Origin of the sequence: Brevibacillus jepli (assembly GCF_047229145.1) — a bacterium.
GTDB lineage: Bacteria > Bacillota > Bacilli > Brevibacillales > Brevibacillaceae > Brevibacillus.
In genome coordinates this window covers 23,917-44,086 of sequence record NZ_JBFEFW010000001.1, presented here as the reverse complement: position 1 = coordinate 44,086, position 20,170 = coordinate 23,917, and the positions used below count along the sequence as shown (strand labels likewise).

16 protein-coding genes are annotated in these 20,170 nt (G+C 47.8%); 6 read left to right on the top strand and 10 right to left on the bottom strand.

Annotation, left to right across the window (positions count from 1 at the left end):
* Positions 1–7: 7 nt before the first annotated feature.
* From AB1L17_RS00220 to AB1L17_RS00210, 3 genes are read right to left on the bottom strand one after another with little or no spacing between them, the layout of a single operon-like run.
* The gene (locus AB1L17_RS00220) at positions 8–1,135 is read right to left on the bottom strand and encodes a DUF4350 domain-containing protein (RefSeq protein WP_412843247.1); all 1,128 of its coding nucleotides are present in this window, start codon (positions 1,133–1,135) and stop codon (positions 8–10) included.
* Positions 1,128–1,754: a DUF4129 domain-containing protein gene (locus AB1L17_RS00215; RefSeq protein ID WP_412843248.1), complete on the bottom strand. Its 627-nt coding sequence runs from the start codon at positions 1,752–1,754 to the stop codon at positions 1,128–1,130. The genes AB1L17_RS00220 and AB1L17_RS00215 overlap by 8 nt, the downstream gene beginning before the upstream one ends.
* Positions 1,747–2,811 carry a DUF7847 domain-containing protein gene (locus AB1L17_RS00210; protein WP_412843249.1) on the bottom strand — a complete coding sequence of 355 codons (1,065 nt, stop codon included), beginning with the start codon at positions 2,809–2,811 and terminating at the stop codon, positions 1,747–1,749. Before AB1L17_RS00210 ends, AB1L17_RS00215 begins: the two co-directional genes overlap by 8 nt.
* Before the next feature lie 177 nt (positions 2,812–2,988).
* Between AB1L17_RS00210 and AB1L17_RS00205 the strand changes: the two genes are divergently transcribed.
* Entirely contained in the window at positions 2,989–3,573 is a 585-nt protein-coding gene (locus tag AB1L17_RS00205; RefSeq protein ID WP_412843250.1) for a hypothetical protein, read from the top strand.
* 250 nt (positions 3,574–3,823) lie between these two features.
* Here AB1L17_RS00205 and AB1L17_RS00200 read toward each other — a convergent pair whose 3' ends face one another.
* The 4 genes from AB1L17_RS00200 to AB1L17_RS00185 form a co-directional block, all read right to left on the bottom strand.
* Positions 3,824–4,972 (bottom strand): glycosyltransferase family 4 protein, encoded by a 1,149-nt coding sequence (locus AB1L17_RS00200; protein WP_412843251.1) that lies wholly within the window; start codon positions 4,970–4,972, stop codon positions 3,824–3,826.
* 33 nt (positions 4,973–5,005) lie between these two features.
* Positions 5,006–6,892 carry a CotS family spore coat protein gene (locus AB1L17_RS00195; RefSeq protein WP_412843252.1) on the bottom strand — a complete coding sequence of 629 codons (1,887 nt, stop codon included), beginning with the start codon at positions 6,890–6,892 and terminating at the stop codon, positions 5,006–5,008.
* A 184-nt stretch (positions 6,893–7,076) separates the two neighbouring features.
* On the bottom strand, positions 7,077–10,349 hold the full coding sequence (locus AB1L17_RS00190) for a DEAD/DEAH box helicase (RefSeq protein WP_412843253.1): 3,273 nt from the start codon (positions 10,347–10,349) through the stop codon (positions 7,077–7,079).
* A gap of 100 nt (positions 10,350–10,449) precedes the next feature.
* Positions 10,450–10,698: a DNA primase gene (locus AB1L17_RS00185; RefSeq protein ID WP_412843254.1), complete on the bottom strand. Its 249-nt coding sequence runs from the start codon at positions 10,696–10,698 to the stop codon at positions 10,450–10,452.
* 266 nt (positions 10,699–10,964) lie between these two features.
* Here AB1L17_RS00185 and pdaA point away from each other — a divergent pair, with 266 nt between their 5' ends.
* A complete protein-coding gene (pdaA, locus tag AB1L17_RS00180; protein WP_412843255.1) occupies positions 10,965–11,750 on the top strand; it encodes a delta-lactam-biosynthetic de-N-acetylase in 786 nt (261 codons plus the stop codon).
* 60 nt (positions 11,751–11,810) lie between these two features.
* Here pdaA and aspA read toward each other — a convergent pair whose 3' ends face one another.
* A complete protein-coding gene (gene aspA / locus AB1L17_RS00175; RefSeq protein ID WP_412843256.1) occupies positions 11,811–13,235 on the bottom strand; it encodes an aspartate ammonia-lyase in 1,425 nt (474 codons plus the stop codon).
* A 159-nt stretch (positions 13,236–13,394) separates the two neighbouring features.
* Here aspA and AB1L17_RS00170 point away from each other — a divergent pair, with 159 nt between their 5' ends.
* Positions 13,395–13,904 carry a Gmad2 immunoglobulin-like domain-containing protein gene (locus tag AB1L17_RS00170; RefSeq protein ID WP_412843257.1) on the top strand — a complete coding sequence of 170 codons (510 nt, stop codon included), beginning with the start codon at positions 13,395–13,397 and terminating at the stop codon, positions 13,902–13,904.
* A 363-nt stretch (positions 13,905–14,267) separates the two neighbouring features.
* Entirely contained in the window at positions 14,268–15,014 is a 747-nt protein-coding gene (locus tag AB1L17_RS00165; RefSeq protein WP_412843258.1) for a YwaF family protein, read from the top strand.
* 7 nt (positions 15,015–15,021) lie between these two features.
* Here the strand turns inward: AB1L17_RS00165 and AB1L17_RS00160 are convergent, their stop codons facing one another.
* Positions 15,022–15,894, bottom strand: a complete 873-nt coding sequence (locus AB1L17_RS00160; protein WP_412843259.1) for a LysR family transcriptional regulator — start codon at positions 15,892–15,894, stop codon at positions 15,022–15,024.
* A 140-nt stretch (positions 15,895–16,034) separates the two neighbouring features.
* Here AB1L17_RS00160 and AB1L17_RS00155 point away from each other — a divergent pair, with 140 nt between their 5' ends.
* Complete coding sequence (locus AB1L17_RS00155) at positions 16,035–16,931, top strand: DMT family transporter (RefSeq protein ID WP_412843260.1); 897 nt, start codon at positions 16,035–16,037, stop codon at positions 16,929–16,931.
* Positions 16,932–17,004: 73 nt separating this feature from the next.
* Here AB1L17_RS00155 and AB1L17_RS00150 read toward each other — a convergent pair whose 3' ends face one another.
* Complete coding sequence (locus tag AB1L17_RS00150) at positions 17,005–18,603, bottom strand: amidohydrolase (RefSeq protein WP_412843261.1); 1,599 nt, start codon at positions 18,601–18,603, stop codon at positions 17,005–17,007.
* Positions 18,604–18,795: 192 nt separating this feature from the next.
* On the opposite strand from AB1L17_RS00150, the gene AB1L17_RS00145 reads away from it, so the two are divergent.
* Entirely contained in the window at positions 18,796–20,106 is a 1,311-nt protein-coding gene (locus AB1L17_RS00145; protein ID WP_412843262.1) for an MFS transporter, read from the top strand.
* Positions 20,107–20,170 lie beyond the last annotated feature (64 nt).

Sequence of the window (20,170 nt, the reverse complement as noted above, 5' to 3'; positions counted from 1 at the left end):
GTTGTTGTCACTCCTTCTCCAAACGCTTCATAATCTCATCTAACAAGAGACTGTCTGCAAGCAAGCTCTTCGATGAATAACGCCCTTCGATTTTTGCCTGTTCCAGTCGTTCCAGCAGATGAGCAATTTTCTCTACCTCTTGATTTGTCCATTTTGTTTTGGCGTACCTCACTATCTCCACACGGTCCGCCCGCTGGTGCACACCCCAGCGATCGTGCAACAGCTGTCGCATGTACGCTTCTCGATGCCGCAATGCATCCTGAGCCAGCCCTCTTCTTTCATACCAGCTAGACACAGCGAGCAACGTTTCATCGCCTCTGCGCACCGTCCATTCCCTGAGCGTATAGACAGGACCGAAACGTTTTCCCTTCCACCACACGTACAGTAAGAGAACGATGCCGAGTTGTATGCAGGCTGCCACTAACCAGCCTGGGTAGATCGCCAATAACCCTGGTTTCTCTAGCAAGCCGTGATGGTATTCGTCCACCCACAGGACGGACCATTCTCCTTGTAAATACGGCCATATTGCTTCAAAGTGGGACAGCTGATCAATTCTTTGGTTCGTCAGCCAATCCGGTACGAGAAAAAACGTAACGGTACCGTCTCCCACTTCTGTTCTTCCAGCGAGTATCCCCTGATCGTCGTAGAGAAGCGGCTCCATGTCTGCTTCTTCTATCAATCTGAGCGAGGTCTCTGCTCTGCCCATGAACCTCCCCTGGACGAGAGGTCCCTGAAGGTTGCGCTCCTGATTCTCCTTGTCTTCGATGTAATCCGTATCAAAAGGAAGGTCTTCCCACTCGGATGGATTCGATTGAAACAGAATCAGGTGATTACCTTCACTAACCCAATCCAGGATGTCTATCTGTTCCTCTGGCACGAGTCTTTTCGGCTCTACTACAAGCATGGCCTGACCTGTTGCTGCCGGCAAAACACGCATTGGCTGCCGCCATTCCTTCACCTGCTTGCCTTTTTCCTCTAGCAGTACGAGCACCGCCTTGATTCCTGTCGGCTGTGCGGACGAAGCCAAGTACGGAGGGAGACTCTCCGCTGTAGGTTTAACGATAAACCAGCCTACAACGACAAGCAGCAAGGTTGCCAAAATAATTCCGACACGATAGGTGCGCAAACTATCCATGCTGTACCTCCTCGCGCCAGATGCCTTCTAGTTCGTTCACTCGTTGCCAGAACGACACTTCATCTACAAGCGCCTTTCCGTACCAAACAGCATCGAATTCGCGTGCAAAGCGGCCGAACACCTCGCGTAAGCTCGGTTGATTTGCCTCAATTTCTTCTGCGTATTCCCAGTTTGTTTTCCATTTCTCTACTCGAACCCATGACTTCATTTGAAAATAAACCAACAACGCCAAAAACAACGCACGTTCTCCTTCCCGCCATTCTCCTCGCGCTGCTTTCTCCTTCGCATCGCGCAAATAGTCTGCATGAGAACGTATTTTTTCTCCGTCCATAAACAGCGGTCGATTCTTCTTCTGTTCCCAAATCATTCTCCGGAACAACCAGTAAATGATGCCGATCAGTCCCAGTACTGCGATCGTGAGTACGATCGTTGATACCGTATTTGCAGCACCGGACGGGATACTGGTCCACGAAAAGAGATCAGCGATCAGCTCGATCACATACTCTATCGCCTTTTGAAGCCAGCTCTCCCCGTCCCCTTGGGGCAAATGGAACTCATCTCGGGCTAGAATCTCTTGTAAATGTTCCTTGTCATCCACCCAAGGACTCGTGCTAATCATGTCTAACTCCCGGCTCTTGTGTAGGAGTAGAAGGAACTGCTGAAGTGGTTTCTGGTGCTACTGGTGTATTTTCTGGTGCTGATGTGGCAAGCTGACGGCTCACCAGCTCTTGCAAATCCGAACCGTCTTTTCTCACGCGCAGATCAAAGTAGGCCAAAGCGTAAACGATGGACATCCACGGCATTAAGAGGCAGGTAAGGACAACCAGAATGATTTGCGCGAGTATAGACGTACCCAGGACACCAGTGAGAACTAATTGCATGCCACTGGAGAACATCGAGTAGATCACGCTGAGAACAACAAAAATACCGAACAGTCTCCAAAAGTTACCTTTTGTCAAATTCCAGCTCTGGCCGATGCCAATACCATCGCGTTCGAACAGAACGAGTGGCATATAAAAGCCCCAGCGCAGCAAGAAGAAGCCCGGAACAAGCATCATTCCTGCAATTAAAAATAAATAGCCAAATATAAACAATACGATCATAAACACTACGCTGCTTTCATCAGACGGATCAAACATGGTCTCAAACGACATTCCACCAGCGACGGCTATCAAAACGATGAACAATCCATATACAATGACAAATGCTGTTGTCAGTGCAAACACGATCAATCCATAAACGAAAGTACTGCCAGCGAGCGGCCAAAATCTGCGAAGCGGCCCCTTCAACGCATCCTTTAAGCTCAAGGCTTCTCCCTCTAGAGCAGCTTTTGTCAGCAAAATAGAGCCCGATATCATTTGCGGATAGGCGACGACCATAAGTAGCGGTGCGACAAGGAATATAAATATGAGCAGCATGGGCAGGCTCTGTGTCATAAATTCTTCTTGTCCGGCAAACCTTGCGCCTAACGATTCTGCAAAGTCCATACCTTCTGTATTTTGTGCAAGCAGGGGAACCCTGGTAAGATCAACCAGAAGCAATTGCTGCAGGAGTAAAAATGGACCGAACCAAATCAAAGCCAACAGAAAGAATGCACCAAAATGCTGGCGATACACAGAAAAGCTCTTGTCCAACAGCTTCCCCACTCCCATGGGGGCAATCGGCATACGATTCATTGAGAAACCTCCATCTTTCTTTTTGAGATTACCTGATAAGTATACACGATTTTCCTGTCTTTTTAAAAAAATCCTCTAAATCTGCTAATGTTTTCCTGCCTGATTTTGTCAAATCAGGTGTTAGTCCAATGCGGTCATCCCCTTACTGAATATGATAAATCATGTATTGTAAGGGGGGTGTTGACTTTGAAACCATCGAGAAAGAAGAGGATTAAAGCAAAGAAAGCCCGTTGCTGCCCCTGCAAGCGACGACGAACCGCCAAACGCAAAACCAATAGTTTGATCAAAAAATTACGCCGTTTTGTGCGTATCCACGTACGGTCCCCGCAAGTAAATGTGACCACACCCACACCACAAGTAGAAGCACCTGTTGTACAAGTAGAGGCACCTGTTGTACAAGTAGAGGCACCTGTTGTACAAGTAGAAGCACCCGTTGTACAAATCGAAGCTCCAAGCCCTATCGTCATTCCCGCACCTGTTGTGAAGGTTGATGTCGAAACGAAAGAATCTGCTGATCAAGCCTGTTTAGACGAGCTTCGTCAAGAACTCGGCAAATGCATGAAAAAGAATCAAATCGTGGAGGTCTTGCTGTTGACGGATTGGGGACCAGAGAGCCGTTCCTATCGAATCGGAAAACTTCTTAGAGTGGAGGAAGGAATCATTGAATTACAAACAATATCCTCCTCAGCTACGAATGGAGCATCTGTCGTTATTCCTATCCCCCACATCGTCGCGATTATTCCGAATGCAGAGCCCAATTGAACAAGCTGTTGTTCTTCGCAGCTCTCACTTTGCTTGAAGATGCGGGGAGTCTGAATGTCGTAGATTCCCCGCATCTTCTGTGATCGTGTACCCCTCGCATATGGGACAAGCCTTTGATGGTGCAGCTTATCATGCAGGCTCGTCCATTCTCGCAGGATCGTACATCACCCTCTCTTGGCCAAAAGGTGTAAGTAAACGCCCACTTCTCCGATCTCTCAGGGAAGTGGGCTGTAGTATTCGCTTTTTGGTGTTACCTTGCCCAGTTATTCCATACGTCTAGCACATCTCTTGCGACACGATCCCATGTAAATCTTTGTTCGGCAAGCTGGCGTCCGCTTCTCCCCATTTGACGCTGGAGATCGCGGCTGGACAATAGTTGTTTCAGCTGTACGGCAAACGCTAGAGGGTCCTCCGGCTGCTCGACCAACAGTCCATTGCCTCCGATGATCACCTCAGCATTTCCACCCCGCTTTGTCGTGACAAAAGGTAAACCGGCAGCCATCGCTTCATAATGAACACGCGCTAGCGGCTCCTCCCATTGTGATGGACAGACAAAAACGTCACCCGCCCAGAACCAGTGGTGAATCTGATCTGCCGGAACAAATCCCGTTGTAATAACCGGAACAGGCGAACGATTCGCTAATGAGCGTACATACGCTGCATAATCACTGATTTTATTCTCACCATACCAAGACCCTCCAACCAAGACGAGAGCGATGTTGGAATGGTAGGAGCGGAGTTCATTCATCGCACGAACCAGAATGTCGGCCCCTTTTTTCGGCGTCAGTCTTCCTACAAACAAGATCACTTGTTTGTTGCCAAGATTGTGCGTCGCCCGCAGTTCCTGACGAATTTTTTGCGCCATTTTGGATCCTTCCACCGGAACGAATGTGTCCAAGTTCACACCTGAATAAATCGTTCGAAGCTTATTTGCTGCTTCGGGATACAGTGAGGCAATGACCCGGCCGACATAATCACTGATGGTAATGATGCGTTCTGTTTCAGCAACGGCTCTGGCAGCATCTGCCTGCCCTATTTTTACTGGATCAAACATATCATTGTGCATGCTTAGGATGATACGTGCGTTCGGGCATACTTCTCGAATGATAGGAACCATCCGCGGTCGGTTAAAAACATGGATGACATCATAGTTGTTCGCACTCAGGAACGCGGCTACTTCACGTGCATAGTTCTCGAAAACACCTTGACCGTCTACCCGCACATAACGCGCATTGCGAACTTTTTCATCCTTCGGTAGCGTGGGATCCGACGTTCCCAGGATAGTCAGCTCATGATGCCTCCCCAGAATATCTGCAATCCCTGAAATATAAGTCTGAATCGCTCCCCCTCGTATAGGAGGGACTGGCAATTTTTCTGTACAGACCATGATAACTTTCATCCGAATTCTCCTTTCCCGTTCCGACTTCTTACATTAGTTGCCTTTTGTCTTCTTTGTTTTTTGATGCTGCTTCTTCATCTGATTATTGATGAATTTACGGCTTGGTTTCGCCGATTTGGCAACCTTCTTGCTTTTGTTGGAAGTGACGGTCCGGGACTGCTGGTTTGCTGTCCACACAGTTTGTTTTTTGTTTTTCCCTGCTTGACTTATTGGTTTTTCTTGTGATGATTTGGGCTTTACATTGATAGCGACTCGTACTTTACTTTGAGGCTTGCTTGGCTTTCTGCTGCTGCTTTTTGAGACAGCAGAGCTCATTCCCCGCTTTTTGTTTGGACGAACGAGTTTTTGTGCTTCTATCGAAACGAGTGGCGCTGAAGGCGTAAACGGAACATTTCCCGAAAATAAGATCGGAGCTCTGCGGGTAGTGCTTCTTTGTTCTACCTCTACCCCTTCCTTCCGACTTTCTTTTGGTTTAACTGGCGTTTGCTTGGAAGTCGGAAGTGAACTGGCTGCCTGGTCGCTTGCAGGCTCCTTGACTTTGGACTCTTTTACTTTGGACTCCTTGACTTTGGACTCTTTTACTTTAGAATCTTTTACTTTAGACTCTTTGTCTTTGGATCCCTTCACCTTAGACTCTTTATCCTTGGGCACTTTGATCTTGGACTCTTTGATCTTGGACTCTTTGTCTTTTGGCTCCTTGACCAAAGACTCCGTTGTCGGAATGGAAACCGCCGCAACAGGTATGAGTTCCTTGATATCTGATGCCACCCTTTGCGGTTCAACGACTTCCGTTATTTGGTCATAGTTGCCCGGTTCATATTTGCTGATGTCTTTCGCGAGCTCTGCCAATGCCGCATCTTTCGTTTTATCCCCCGTCAATACTCGCTGCAAGATGCCTTCTGCTTCCGTGGACAGAAAGATTGCGGGATCATAAAACATCTCTTTTAGGTGCTTATAAAATTCGTTTGGCACTGCCATGTCATTTAAGAGCACTTCAAACGATTCACGATCCAGTGGATTTGCCTTATGATAGGCTTCGATCATGCCGCGCATCCAGGTAACATCCCAGACGCCCATATCATCCATCGTACTGGTGATGAGCTTGCGCAAATCCCGAAACGGCAAATCGTACGACACGCCATCCAGGTCGATGACCCAAAGCCCTCCCGGACCATTTTGTCCATTTGACCAGCCGTAATCTTGGTGCACCAATCCCCAGTGAGCCTCTCCCATTTTGATCATTTTCGGATAGGCAGAAGCCTTTAATTTTTCTAAGGCTGCCCATGCTTGCTGTTCATAGTGGTCGACGACGGCCAAAATAGATTTACTTGCCGGGGCTTCACTGTAGGCTTTTGCTACTTCCCGCATCCAGCCTATTTTTTTGGCAATCTTTTGATAATGATTGGGCCAACGATATAAACGGGAAGAGTTTTTGGCTCCTGCGGGTGGAACATAGCCTTTCGAATGACGATGGAATTCACCAAGACCGTAGCAAAGCTCTTGCGCGCCTACCAAATCTACTTTTGTTGCTGGTTGCAAGGCAATCCAATCGGTAACAATCCAGAGTTTCCCGCCTTTTTCCACATAAAGACTGCCATTTCGGGCTGGAATCAGTGCTGGTACCCTTGCCCCCTGTTTGACGACGTATTCTTGGAAAGCCACACTATAGAGACTTCGTTCAGGCGTACGGTGCAGTACCTTTAGGCTGCGCGGACCTTTATCGGTCTCAATGCGCCAAATAGCCCCGCCTTTGTCTGGCTTAGAAGTAATGAGCGTACGACTCTTCACCGACATGTCATACTCTTTGATCACTTGTTCTGCGACCGCATCTACTTCTGGTGGCACTGTCAAATCCCAGTTAGCCGGTGTTTCCACATTCCCTTCTCGGGTATCCCATGGCTTAATCACATATTGTTCCATTCCATTCCCCCCACACTACTGTGGTGATGCCTTCGTCCTTCTTCATAAGCTATTCGCTATGTTCTTTTCTCGAACCGGACAAATATCACTGGGAGTCTGCCAATTCGTTATTCGCACAGGGATAAAGTCTCTCAAAAAAACAGCTTGACCCCTCGCATGGTAGCGACAGTCAAGCTGTTCCGTGTTAAATCATCAGCAATTCGCGTATTTCTTGCTCGGTTATAGAAGAGATTGCCTCTTGCCCCGGGGTAATGATTTCCTCAATCAAGTTTTTCTTTTTTTGTTGCAGTTCGTACATCTTCTCTTCGACAGTCCCCTCTGCAACAAGCCTGATCACTTGGACAACGTTTTTTTGTCCGATACGATGGGCACGATCAGCCGCCTGTTGTTCTACGGCTGGATTCCACCACAGATCATACAAGATGACAGTATCCGCACCTGTCACATTTAATCCTGTTCCCCCAGCTTTCAATGACATGAGAAACAAATCCCGCTCTCCTTCGTTAAATCGGTTGCACAAATCTAGTCTTTCTGCTATTGGTGTCTGTCCATCCAGATAAAAAAACGGAACACCATGATACCCCAGCTCGCGTCCGATCATCCCTAGCATCTCCGTAAATTGAGAAAAGAGTAAAACGCGCTTCCCGGCGTTTTTGCATTCCCCGATGATCTCGAATAGCTGTTCGAGCTTGGCTGACCCTCCATCATACTCTTTGACGAACAGCGCTGGGTGACAACATATCTGGCGCAGCCTCGTCAAGCCTGCGAGAATTTTGATCCGATTTTTTTGAAAGCCTTTATTGTACAGGTGCTTTACCGTTTCCTGTTGGAGCTGCGCCAAATAGGCAACATACAGCTTTTTCTGTTCTGGCAACAGCCTTGCGCTTTGCAGTGTTTCAATTTTGGCCGGCAATTCCTTCAGAACCTCAGTCTTGAGCCTGCGCAATAAAAACGGACGTGTCCGCTTCGCAATCGTATCTCGCGGCAAGTCGAGGAATTCCTTTCGTGCAGGAAAAAGCTCTGGAAAAACAACATCGTAGATGGACCATAGCTCTTCTACCCTGTTTTCCACAGGTGTTCCTGTAAGAGCAAAGCGATGCTTGGCTTTTATTTGTTTTACTGTCTGTGCTGTTTGGGTGACATAGTTTTTGAAGGTCTGCGCTTCATCCAAGATCAAGGTGTGGAAGGAATGCTCCTCGAATTGGGCATGATCACGACGCAAGAGCGGATACGAAGTAATCAGCACGTCGATTTGTGACAGCTCGTTTACGATTTGATTCCGCTCTTCCTTCGGGCCATCCACAATCACGCTGCGGATATTTGGCGCGAACTTTTTGATCTCGTTGTGCCAATTGTATAAAAGAGAGGCAGGAGCCACGATAATCGCTGGGAGCTTTTGTTCTCGGATTTCGGGCAGAACTGAGAGAAGGAAGGTAATACTTTGCAACGTCTTCCCCAGGCCCATATCGTCTGCGAGAACTCCCCCAAAGCCGTAGTGGGCCAGTGTTTTCATCCATTGATAGCCAAACTTCTGATAATCCCGAAGTGTCCCCTGCAAAGATTCGGGTACGGGAAAGTCCAGATTATCAGGGTTACGTATATTCTCCAAAAACTGGCGCAACGATTTGCCTAGCTGAACAGACTGTCCCTGCGTGGGGATATCAAGCAGACGCAGCCCGCGAAAAGCAGGCAGTTGAAAGCCACTCCCCATTTGCTCAGCATATTGCATGCCCATCTCGTCTAAGAAACGATTGATTTGCTCAAATTCCTTTGTCTCAAGCGGCAGAAGCGCTCCATTCGACAGCCGATGATATCTGCGCTTTTCTTCTACCGATTGGATAACACTTCGGATCTCGGACTCGGGCATCCCATCCATATCAAAGCGAAAATCCAGCCAATTTGTTCGCTCATCGACATCCACTTTTACTTTTGGTGGTAGGTGCAGAGGCTGAATCCTGATTTTTACGGAGGTCGTCGCGTATACCTTTACCAGCTTTTCCAGCTTAGGGACGACGTGGTAAAGGAAGTCATACTCAGCTTCCTCGTCATCGAGAAAATACCCTCCTTCCGTGCGGATAAAAGCACTTTCCTCCATCAGCTCTAAAATCTGCCGCTCCTTCTCCCCGTCACGCATCAAAATCAGCTCACTGCCACGTTGCCCTTCGCCTTCATAGCCTTCCAGTGGATTGATGACGATATCGCCGTATTGAAACTCAAGTCCCGCCAGCAGCCGGTCTCTTACCCTGTCCAAATACAATTTGGCTTTTAACTGGAATTGCACGACTCGTTGCGAGACGGCTTTTGCAATTTGCACGTTCCCCAGTTTCATCAAGGCCGGGACAACCTGAACCATGAATGGCTCGATTTTTTCGGCGGGAATGTGAATCCGCTCACTGCTATGAGATTCTAACAAGTGCTTCAGCTCTGCCAAACTGTGGCATTGTTCCTTCGGCAATCTGTGCCATTTTCCATCGACGAGCAACAATCCGTAAGCTTCCAAGACAGTGATTTGCTTAAAGCCTTGCACTTCCAGCTGATATTGATCTGTTTTTGTCTGGTCAAATTCGAAGTGGAGCGGCGGCGGTTCATCTATACATGCAAACGTGGGATACATTTGGTCTTGATGCTGAATGTGAACAGAGGGTGCGGTAAGTAGCAAACCAAATAATCGCTCCCAGGTAAACGGTGGAACAAGCAGAACCCGTTCTCCACCCACATGCTTCTGTTCCTGATAATGGTAGCTTGCTGTCTCCCGATATATTTTTTCCGTGCGGTAAATTTGCAGGAGTTCGCGGAGGATGGCTTCATGCTCTGGCAAAAAGCGATGCAAATTCGGGTCATACGTAAATTGGCTAGAGAAACGATACACTTGCTGCTTATCCACCCGGTCTAAGAAAGCGCGAATGTCCTTTACGATGTACAGCCTCTTTGGCCCTAGCTTCAGCTCTATTCCGATCATGCTCTTGCGAAAGCCGTACGGCACGATTTTACATATGATTTCCAAGGCAAGCGTTGTTCGCGAATCCAGCAGCACGCGATTATGGCTTGTCCGAATCGGCCGATCCACGAACAAGCCGAACAGTCCCTCTGTTAGTTGGGAATCAGCCTGTCTTGTCATGCCTGCTTGTCTCGCTGTAAAGGAAGGGGAATAGCTGTCAGGATGCTCGTCTAATTGCAGATCACGCAAGGTTAGCAACGAGGCTGCAACATGCTGACAGTAGTGATCGTACGACGCTAAAGTAGGGCAACTGCATACTGCTGCCATACCAGAGTCGTCCAGTTCAATCGTAACCTGATAATTATTTTTTCCTGCGCTCACTGTCGTTTTGATCCAAGCAGGCTCCAATTGAAAATGCTCCACAAGCACGTTCCCAGAACGGTAAAAAGTCTTTCCTCTTTCATAAGAAAGGCGACCGCACCATTCTTTTATCGTTTGATGACTCACTTGAAAGCTCATTTTCTGTTCCATCCTCATCATGAAATATGTTTAATATTACAGAATGCAACAGAAAAAAGATACGCATGCACGCGTATCTTTTTCCACAAATAGAAATCAATTAGGCGTCATCGGAATCTTCGTCATCAGAATCTTCGTCATCGGATTCTTCGTCATTGGATTCTTCGTCATTATAGTTTTCCTCATCAGAATCTCCATCTTCATCATCTTCATCGTCATCTTCGTCATCATCGTCATCATTGCCGAAGTATAATTTTTTCGTAGTGCCATCTTCGTATTCAATTTTTATTTCTATTTCTTCTGCACCTTCACCAATGGCCTCACGTAATTGCTCCAACCATTCGTCCATGTTAACCACACCTCCTGGAAATAATGATTGCTTGGCAGTATTTGCCAACAGCTTCACTGTCGACATTGATACTATATGAAGAGTTCATTGTTCATGTATGGACAGTTGACCCTTACTCACAGTAGACTTTTACACAACTTGCCATTGCACGAAGCAGTCTGCTGTTGCATACGCATCGGTTACATATTTGGAAGTAGACTGGACAAACTTTTGATGGAATCGCCTTGCATACATCATGACTTCGCTGAGGAAGGGAGAGCTCATTATTGAAAAGACGATTTCTCCAAAGCTTGTTGATCGGGATTAGCTTGTTGCTTACAAGTGCCTTGCCAGTTGACTCGATTATGGCCTCACCAGATCACCCGTACCATTTTGGATTTAAAAAGAGCAAGAATGGTCAGTTACCCTCTATCAACGAGGAAGGCTTTAAAGGCATTGTGGATCGGCACGGTGCGGTTTTTTTAGGGGATACCACGAAAAAAGAGCTTTATTTGACGTTTGATAACGGTTATGAAAATGGCTTTACGCCAAAGATTTTAGATACACTTCTCGCGAGAAAAGTCCCTGCCATTTTCTTCGTGACGGGTCATTTTGTGAAGGAACAGCCCGAGCTGTTAAAGCGAATGGCACAAGAGGGGCATCTGATTGGCAATCATTCCTGGAGCCATCCTGATATGACAACCGTATCCAATGAGAAAATCAGAGACGAATTAACAAAAGTAAGTGAAGCTGTCCAGCAAGTGACCGGACAAGCTACCATGCGTTATTTACGTCCTCCCAGAGGAATTTTCAGCGATCGTACACTTGCTGTAACGAAGGACATGGGCTACACAAACGTATTTTGGTCTGTAGCCTATAAGGATTGGGATACCAAAGTTCAGCGTGGCGCTAGATATGCTTATGACAGCGTCATGACCCAAATGCATCCCGGCGCTGTAATTCTGCTCCATTCGGTCTCCAAAGACAATGCAGAGGCTCTGGGGATGATAATCGATGAAGCTCGCAAGCAAGGCTATGAATTCAAGAGCTTGGATCAGCTTCCAAAAAAGTAGTGCATTGCAAGCAAAAACTCCCGCGGCATCGCATGTAACGACGCGCGGGAGTTTTTTGGTTTAGTCGCGATCCAGCAAGGAAGCTCCAGCAATACCTGGATGAGTCATTTCAAATGGATCGAGAATCAAATCCAGCTCTTCTTCTGTCAGTACATTATGCTGCAAGCATAGCTCACGTACAGACTTTCCAGTCAAAATGGCTTCACGTGCAATGCGAGCAGCAGTCTCATATCCAAGATGAGGATTCACCGCAGTAATTACGCCTACGCTTTTTTCCACGTATTCTTTCATACGCTCGCGGTTTGCTTCGATTCCTTCCAAGCAATGGCGCGTAAAGACAGCGAATGCATTGTCCATGATGCTGATCGATTGCAGCAAATTAAAGACAAGAACAGGCTCCATAACGTTCAGCTCCAGCTGACCAGCTTCGGATGCCAGACAAATGGTATGGTCATTACCGATGACCTGAAAAGCTACCTGATTGATGAGTTCAGCCATTACCGGATTTACTTTTCCTGGCATGATCGAGGAACCTGGCTGACGTGCTGGCAAGGAGATTTCTCCCAGTCCAGCTCGTGGTCCTGATGCCATCAGACGCAAGTCATTGGCGATTTTGGACATGTTCATCATGCATACTTTCAGCGCTGCAGATACTTCGGTGTACGCATCTGTGTTTTGTGTAGCATCCACGAGATGCTCCGCACCTGTAAGCGGGAAGCCTGAAATATCTGCAAGATGCTTGACCACTGACGTAATGTATCGAGGGTCAGCATTCAGCCCAGTGCCTACTGCAGTTGCGCCCATGTTTACTTCGTACAAATGCTGGCGAGATTGCTTAATACGCTTGATGTCGCGTTCAAGCACCCGACGATATGCTTCGAACTCTTGTCCCAATCGAATCGGAACTGCATCCTGCAAATGCGTTCTACCCATTTTAATAACATCGTCGAATTCTTTGGCCTTTTGGCCAAATGCGTCATGCATCGTTTCCATCGTTACGAGCAGCTTTTCCAACAGGGTGAGTGTTGAAATATGAATCGCTGTCGGGAAGGCATCGTTTGTAGACTGAGACATGTTTACATGTGTATTTGGGCTAAGGTGGAAATAATCTCCTTTTTTCTCACCCAGCATCTCAAGACCGCGGTTAGCGATTACTTCGTTGGCATTCATATTGATCGACGTACCTGCTCCACCCTGGATCGGATCGACGATAAACTGATCATGCCATTTTCCTTGCAAGATTTCTTCCGCAGCAGCGACAATCGCATTTCCTAACCGCGGATTCAATCTGGACACTTCCATATTTGCCATCGCGGCTGCCTTTTTTACCATTGCCATTGCATTAATGAGGGAAAAATGAAGACGATACCCGGTGATCGGAAAGTTTTCCGTTGCTCTCATCGTTTGCACGCCATAATAGGCATCTACTGGAATTTGCTTCTCGCCGAGAAAGTCTTTTTCCACTCGAAACGTCTGTTGTTCCATTCTTATCAGACCAGCCTTCTAGGAATAATGGTTGCTACTTCCTCCCCATTCTACCACAGTTTGACCCAAGAAGACCTATCCACCTGAAACACTCTTGTTTGTTTTTACGTCTTACTATTTGTAGATACCATTTCATACCAGACAGAATCGAGGGATACCATGAAAAAAATCCTTTTGCTGCTGTTGACGATCGGCTTGCTGCAAGGATGCACGAGTGGCACACAAAGCCCTTCCACTCCAACAGAACAACAGAAGCCACCCGTTGCAGCCGAGCCCGAGACACCTGCTACCGAGCCACCGGCATCCACGCAACCACCTACATCTGCCGGGAAGCCGCCAACGGAGGAACCAGCTCCAGAAGAGACTGTCTATGCCAATGATATCTTCCGCAATGTTACTGTAAAGAAAACGGCCCAGGATACGTTTGAAATCAAAGGACAGGCGCGCGTGTTCGAAGCTGTACTCAATTATGTCGTAGAAGATGGACATAACGAGCTGACGCAAGGATTCGTGCAGGCTACGACGGCTGCTCCTGATTGGGGAGATTTTACGCATACATTGAAAGTGAAAAAAGCGGAGCCGAACAGCACACTGACATTAATCTTGTTTGAAACAAGCATGAAAGACGGCAGTCGAAGAATGGAACTCATCATTCCGCTCCCTGAATAAAATTGGCTAAAAAATCAGACCCTCTCTATGTTAAGAGAGGGTCTGATTGAAAAGGGTCTATTGCTATATATGAGGGGACGGTCAGTTGCCGTATGTCTTGCTGTTGCTTTTACTCGCCTTGTTCTTCCTTGAAGCATTCCATGCAGAGTGCACCATTGTTCTCGATTTCATACTCGGTCAAGCGAGCCTGGCAAGACTTGCATTGTTTTTCCGTGAGCACTAAGTTCAAGACTATATCTCCTCTCAATGATGTAACGTAGTCTATTTATATTATAACCAAAGATTTATATCAGACAAATAGCTATGTGTTAAAATTTCGTGAATTTTCAAATATAAAAAATAATAAACAAAGAGGAGATCGTGATGACCTCACCCTATTTTTCACTTTTCCTGACAGGTGAGCCGTTTCGGCTGTTTTCCCCTTCCCACCTCATCACCTTGATCATGGTGCTCTGTCTGGTCGTTCTCACCTATTTATTTCGGAAAAAGCTCCAGGCCCCGGCAAATCGATTCGCCACACGTTACGTGCTAGCGGGTATCTTACTTTTGTCAGAGGTTTGTTATCAGCTGTGGCATGTTTATACCGAGAGCTGGACCGCGGCTTACACATTGCCCTTGCAGCTGTGTAGCGTGACCCTCCTTCTCTCTGCCATTATGCTGATGACGAGAAGCTACGGGCTGTATGAGATTACGTTTTTTGCCGGAATTGGTGGGGCCATGCAGGCATTGCTTACACCGGAATTGTTCTATCCATTTCCGCATTTTCGCTTTGTACATTTTTTTGTCGCCCACGCGGGAATCGTTCTTGCCTGCTTGTACATGACATGGGTAGAAGGCTACCGTCCAACTGTCCGATCTATTTGGAAAACGATGGGCTTTCTAAACCTTCTCTTGTTCATCGCGCTTTTTGTAAACAATGCGACGGGAGGCAATTACTTATTTGTCTCACGCAAGCCAGACAATCCCAGTCTGATTGACTTTTTGGGACCGTATCCATGGTACATTGTATCGCTGGAAGTCGTAGCACTCGCTTTGTTTTTCCTTTTATATATGCCCTTTATCCGAGGGCAGCAGCAAACGAAGAAGGTCGGGCGCGATTTCTCTGTCTGAAATTCGCCTACAGCTCGTTCACCCATTCTGTTACGAACTGCAAAAAGCGTTTGGCAGCCGGTGACTGCTTGGAAAAAGAGGTAGCTGCCACTCCTAGCGAACGATAATGCTCCCCTTCAAGCGGAATCATCCGAATGTTTGCAGGCAAGCGGAACAAAATCATTTCAGGGAGGATGCTGATGCCGAGCCCATTTTGGACCATGGCAATAATCGCATGATCATCCCCCACCTCGTACTTGATCCGAGGCTCAAGCTGATACTGGGCCAGCAATCGCTGTATATCATTGTCACAGCCTGTCTTCGGCATGATAAATGTCTCGTCGGCCAATTGGCGCACATGCACCCGCTCCTCCCCATAGAGCGGGTGTTCATCTGTCACCAGCAAATACATCTGATCCTTTTTCAAAGGAATACATTCCAGATCCTCTGTCGTCGGCAAGGAGACGAAGCCAAAGTCAATCTCCCCGCTTTGAATCCAGCTCTCAATCCCGTCATAATACCCTTCCATCAGCTTGATCTCGATTGCAGGATATTGATCTTGAAAACGTTTGAGGATTCCCGGAAGCCATTGCGTGGATACACTCGTGAACGTTCCGATTCTCACCGTCCCGACCTCCAGCCCGTTGATGGCAAACACCTCTTGTTTCATCCGCTCATGACAGCGCAAGGTCTCACGCATATATGGAAGCAGTCGTTCCCCATTGCTCGTAAGGCTAATACCCGATCGTCCTCTGCTCAAAATCGAAAAACCAAACTCCCGCTCCAGACTAGCAATCGCATGGCTAATGGCTGATTGTGTCAGGCCTAATATTTCCCCAGCTTTTGTTAAGCTCCCTGACTCAATGACGGTGATAAATACTTCAAACTTGTTCAGGCTCACCTTTCCCTCGTCCCCTTTACATGAATTCGATTCATGAAAATCATCACAAACATTCATTTTTCTTATTCAAACGATACTCGTATACTGATTATTGCGCAACACCGATTACGCCCGCTGTTCCCCGGGCAAGGAGGCTCATCATGAAACCGCAAGTGAAAGCCGATTTGGCTATGATTTTGGTTACCCTGTTTTGGGGAACCTCGTATGTGTTTATGCAAATGGGATTGCAGGATTTGGAGACATTCAATCTGATCGGTATCCGCTTTGGCATTGCGTTTATACTGGCAGCCGCCCTGTTCCACAAGCGACTACGTGGCACGAATCGGAAAACATTGCTTCATGCATTCGTACTCGGTGCGATCCTTTTCGGGGTATTTGCTACAATCACCAACGGAGTGAAATCCACAACAGCTTCTCAAGCAGGCTTTCTGGTTAGTTTGACTGTTATTTTTGTTCCGCTCTTATCGATTCTTATGCGCAACCGACCTGAAAAACGGGTATTTGTCGGCGCAGGACTAGCCATGATCGGTATTGGCCTCCTTACGCTAAGCGCTGAGTTTCGCATCAGCCAAGGAGATCTCTTGTGTATTGCCGGCGCCCTTTTCTATGCTACGCATATTACAGTAACAGGCAGATGGGCTAATCAATCGGATACGATCCAGCTCGGGATTTATCAGCTTGGCTTTACTGCACTGTTGGGCATTATTTTTTCATTTACTCTGGAAACTCCTACATTGCCGCAGTCTAAAGAGGCATGGATTGCTGTGCTCGCGCTTAGCGTATTATGCAGTGCGATTGGCTTCGTCGTGCAAACTGTGGCCCAAAAATATACGACCGCCACACACACAGGTGTTATTTTTTCCTTGGAGCCTGTCTTTGCTGCTCTGTTTGCCTTCCTGGTCACTGGCGAAACACTGTCTGTTCGCGGATACATAGGCGCAGGTCTCGTTTTGATCAGTGTGCTGATTGCTGAAATCGATGTGAAGAGCTTGCTGCGAGGAAAGCAGCTGACAAAAAACCCGACTCACTTATCCTGAGCCGGGTTTTGCGTTATTCAAGAGAGCATCTTGTCCAAGGCAGCCGCTGTTTTTTATTTTCGGGGTTAGTCTATTAAGACATGTAGCATACTTTTCCACCAATGACTGTCATCATGACCTTGGTCGAGAGCAGCTCGTCTGGATCGATGGTAAACAGGTCTTTGGAATAAACGGTCATATCCGCATATTTTCCACGCGACAGCGTGCCTTTGACATGATCCTCGTTCGTCACCTGTGCACTTCCCAACGTAAAGAGATGGATTGCTTCCTCCATCGTCAGCTTCTCTTCCGGGAAGTATCCATCGTGTGTTTCTCCCGGCGCTTTACGTGTGACCGCTGCGTGTATCCCCAGAAGAGGATCGATTGGTTCTACCGGTGTATCCGAGCCCGCCGCGCAAATGATTCCATAATCCATCATTGTTTTCCAGATGTACGAGTGCGAAATCCGCTCCTGGCCTACACGATCCATCACCCACGGGAAGTCTCCGGCGAGAAAACGCGGCTGGATATCTGCGATCCGATGAGGATGCTTCAGACGCGCAAGCAGGTCTGGTCGCAGGATTTGTGTATGAATGAGGCGATCCCGATACGCAACTCCCGGAAACTGATCGAGACTATCCAAGACCATTTCCAACGCTTTGTCGCCAATGGTGTGTACGGCAATCGGCATCCCCAGTCCACGTGCTTGTCGAACCAGCTCTGTCAGCTCATCCTGCTCATGCACGGGATATCCGCTCGTGCTCGGATCATCAGCGTACGGTGCAGACAAGTAAGCGGTCCTGCGTCCTAATGCGCCATCTGCGAAAATTTTCACCGCACCGATTTGCACATGAGCGTTACCGTAGCCTGCCGTCATATGTAAGTCGCGCAGCTCATGCATATGCGGATAGAAGACAAGCAGATTGCAACGCAGTGCAAGCTCTTCGCCATTGATGAGCTCATCGTAGATTCGATACGTCTGGCCCAATCCGCCCAGTTCCCGCAAATCCTCCGTATGCGCCCCTGTTAAGCCATGCGCCATTGCATAGAGAATCGAGCTGCGCAGGCTTTGCTTCAACTGATCGTAATCAGGCCTCGGAATATGCTTCAGAATCAGGTTGGAGGCCGTTTCCAATAACATACCCGTCGGCTTGCCGCTCGCGGGATCATGAACAATGACTCCCCCTGCTGGCACCTCCATGTCACGGTGATAGCCACATAGCTCCAATGCCTTGCTGTTGACCAGATTCGCATGACCGCATATACGTGCCAAAAGAATCGGGCAATGAGATGCGGCTTGATCGAGTTCTTCGATGGTAGGAATTCCGCCGCCATCCACGAACAAATTCTCATCCCAGCCGTAGCCTTGTATCCACGCATTTTCTGGAGTTGCTTGTGCTTTTTCTTTTAGAAGGAACAGCATTTCGTCCTTGGAGCGAGCTTTACTCAAATCCAACTGCAAAAAGGTGAGACCGAGCCAGCCCAAGTGCAAGTGGCTATCGATTAACCCCGGTGTGGCAGTACATCCCTGTAGATCAACAACCTTCACATCACTGCCTCCGTATTGAAGAAGCATGTCCGCATCGCTGCCCAAGTCATGGACAATTCCATCACGGGCGACCAATGCCTGTACGAACAAATGCTTGGAATCTCCAGTGTAAATCCGTCCATTTCTGAAAATGGTTGTCGCCATCTTACGCCCTCTTTTCTTTTCGCTTCTGTATTTTCGTGTGTCTATCCTCTCTTATTTGTTTGCCGCTCGTCGTTTTCCTCCCCGAAATGAAAAAACGTTCAGGAAAAACATGGTGCTTTTTCACTTTCCTGTTGAAAGCAGCAGCAGTGGGGCACGTTAAGTTCATGTCCTATTTATGTACGGAGGGAACGTATGCTACAAAAAACAAAAAAACGTCTTCCATCCTTCCTTCAAACGCAGAAGTCCACTGGTATGAAAATGTCGCGCCGTGAGCCTTCTTTGCAAAAGCAATCAGGGCGGCTAGACAATCAGGCCAAGCTGCTGCTCCTGGTCAACGCTGTATTCATTGCCGCCGGAGCTCTTTCTGGTACGTTTGTGAACGTCTATTTATGGAAGGTGAAAAGTCAATTTGCTCCGATCGCCTGGTTTACTTTCGCAGCCCATCTTGCGGGTGCGATCACCTTCTGGCTTGCTGGCTGGTACGTCAAGCGTCTCAACAAAATGAATGTCTTGCGTGCTGGAATGGCGGTTTCTGCCCTTTTCTATTTGCTTGTTCTTCTCGCAGGACCCAAAGCCGTCACTTATGCTGTACCGCTTGGTCTCGTACAAGGCATGGCCAATGGCTTTTTCTGGCTTTCTTTTAATGTGGTGTACTTCGAAATAACAAATGCGGACAACCGCGACCTCTTCAACGGATGGGCGGGTTTGCTTGCTTCCATCGGCGGTATGCTCGCTCCATGGATATCAGGCTTGCTCATTACACGGCTTCCAGGCAATAGCGGCTACTCTCTTATTTTCGGGATCTCTCTTGCACTATTTGTCGTCGGCGTGTTCATCAGCTTTTTTCTGAAAAAACGCCAATCGGAAGGGACGTATTCCTGGAGCTTTTCCTTGCGTTGTTTGCGAGAGGAGCCCGAGTGGCGCTGGGCGGCAGGCGCTTTGGCTGGTCAAGGACTTCGTGAAGGTGTATTTGGTTTCGTGATCGGTCTACTCGTCTACATTTCCACGAGAAGCGAGATGACCTTAGGCAACTACTGGCTAACTACGTCTGCGGTCGGGCTTGTGAGCTACTTCCTGATCGCCAAATGGTTTGCTCCCCGTTATCGCAAATGGGGAATGCTGGCTGGCGCTGTCATCATGTGGGGTATTCTCCTCGTGTTCTTTTGGCAAGTGAGCTTTAAGACGCTGCTCATTTTCGGGATTGCCGTGTCCATCGCTTATCCGCTATTTTCTGTACCGATGCTCTCGACGATCTTTGATCTGATCGGCACCAACGAAGAGAGTGCACGTAATCGGGTCGAGTATGTCGTGCTCCGTGAATTCGCGCTGGATGTCGGACGGTTGGTGGGGATTCTCATCTTCCTGCTGGTGACGTCCGCAAGCGTCTCTTCTGCTACGCTAAACTGGTTGATTCTATGCATCGGAACGGGCCCACTCATCGCGTGGCTGTGCATGACCAAGCTATTCCGCCACATCCCTGCTACTAAAAAAGCGGACAACTAAAATCAAAAGTGCGACCACAACAAAACCCGCTTCGGCTCTCTTGCCTAGCGGGCTTTTTGTGTAA

Coding starts and splice junctions, on each gene's coding strand:
- AB1L17_RS00185 (WP_412843254.1), bottom strand. CDS start 10,698: ATGGACGAATGGTTGGAGCAATTACGTGAGGCCATTGGTGAAGGTGCA.
- AB1L17_RS00155 (WP_412843260.1), top strand. CDS start 16,035: ATGAAACCGCAAGTGAAAGCCGATTTGGCTATGATTTTGGTTACCCTG.
- AB1L17_RS00165 (WP_412843258.1), top strand. CDS start 14,268: ATGACCTCACCCTATTTTTCACTTTTCCTGACAGGTGAGCCGTTTCGG.
- AB1L17_RS00195 (WP_412843252.1), bottom strand. CDS start 6,892: ATGGAACAATATGTGATTAAGCCATGGGATACCCGAGAAGGGAATGTG.
- AB1L17_RS00215 (WP_412843248.1), bottom strand. CDS start 1,754: ATGATTAGCACGAGTCCTTGGGTGGATGACAAGGAACATTTACAAGAG.
- AB1L17_RS00200 (WP_412843251.1), bottom strand. CDS start 4,972: ATGAAAGTTATCATGGTCTGTACAGAAAAATTGCCAGTCCCTCCTATA.
- AB1L17_RS00210 (WP_412843249.1), bottom strand. CDS start 2,811: ATGAATCGTATGCCGATTGCCCCCATGGGAGTGGGGAAGCTGTTGGAC.
- AB1L17_RS00150 (WP_412843261.1), bottom strand. CDS start 18,603: ATGGCGACAACCATTTTCAGAAATGGACGGATTTACACTGGAGATTCC.
- AB1L17_RS00220 (WP_412843247.1), bottom strand. CDS start 1,135: ATGGATAGTTTGCGCACCTATCGTGTCGGAATTATTTTGGCAACCTTG.
- AB1L17_RS00170 (WP_412843257.1), top strand. CDS start 13,395: ATGAAAAAAATCCTTTTGCTGCTGTTGACGATCGGCTTGCTGCAAGGA.
- aspA (WP_412843256.1), bottom strand. CDS start 13,235: ATGGAACAACAGACGTTTCGAGTGGAAAAAGACTTTCTCGGCGAGAAG.
- AB1L17_RS00190 (WP_412843253.1), bottom strand. CDS start 10,349: ATGAGCTTTCAAGTGAGTCATCAAACGATAAAAGAATGGTGCGGTCGC.
- AB1L17_RS00145 (WP_412843262.1), top strand. CDS start 18,796: ATGCTACAAAAAACAAAAAAACGTCTTCCATCCTTCCTTCAAACGCAG.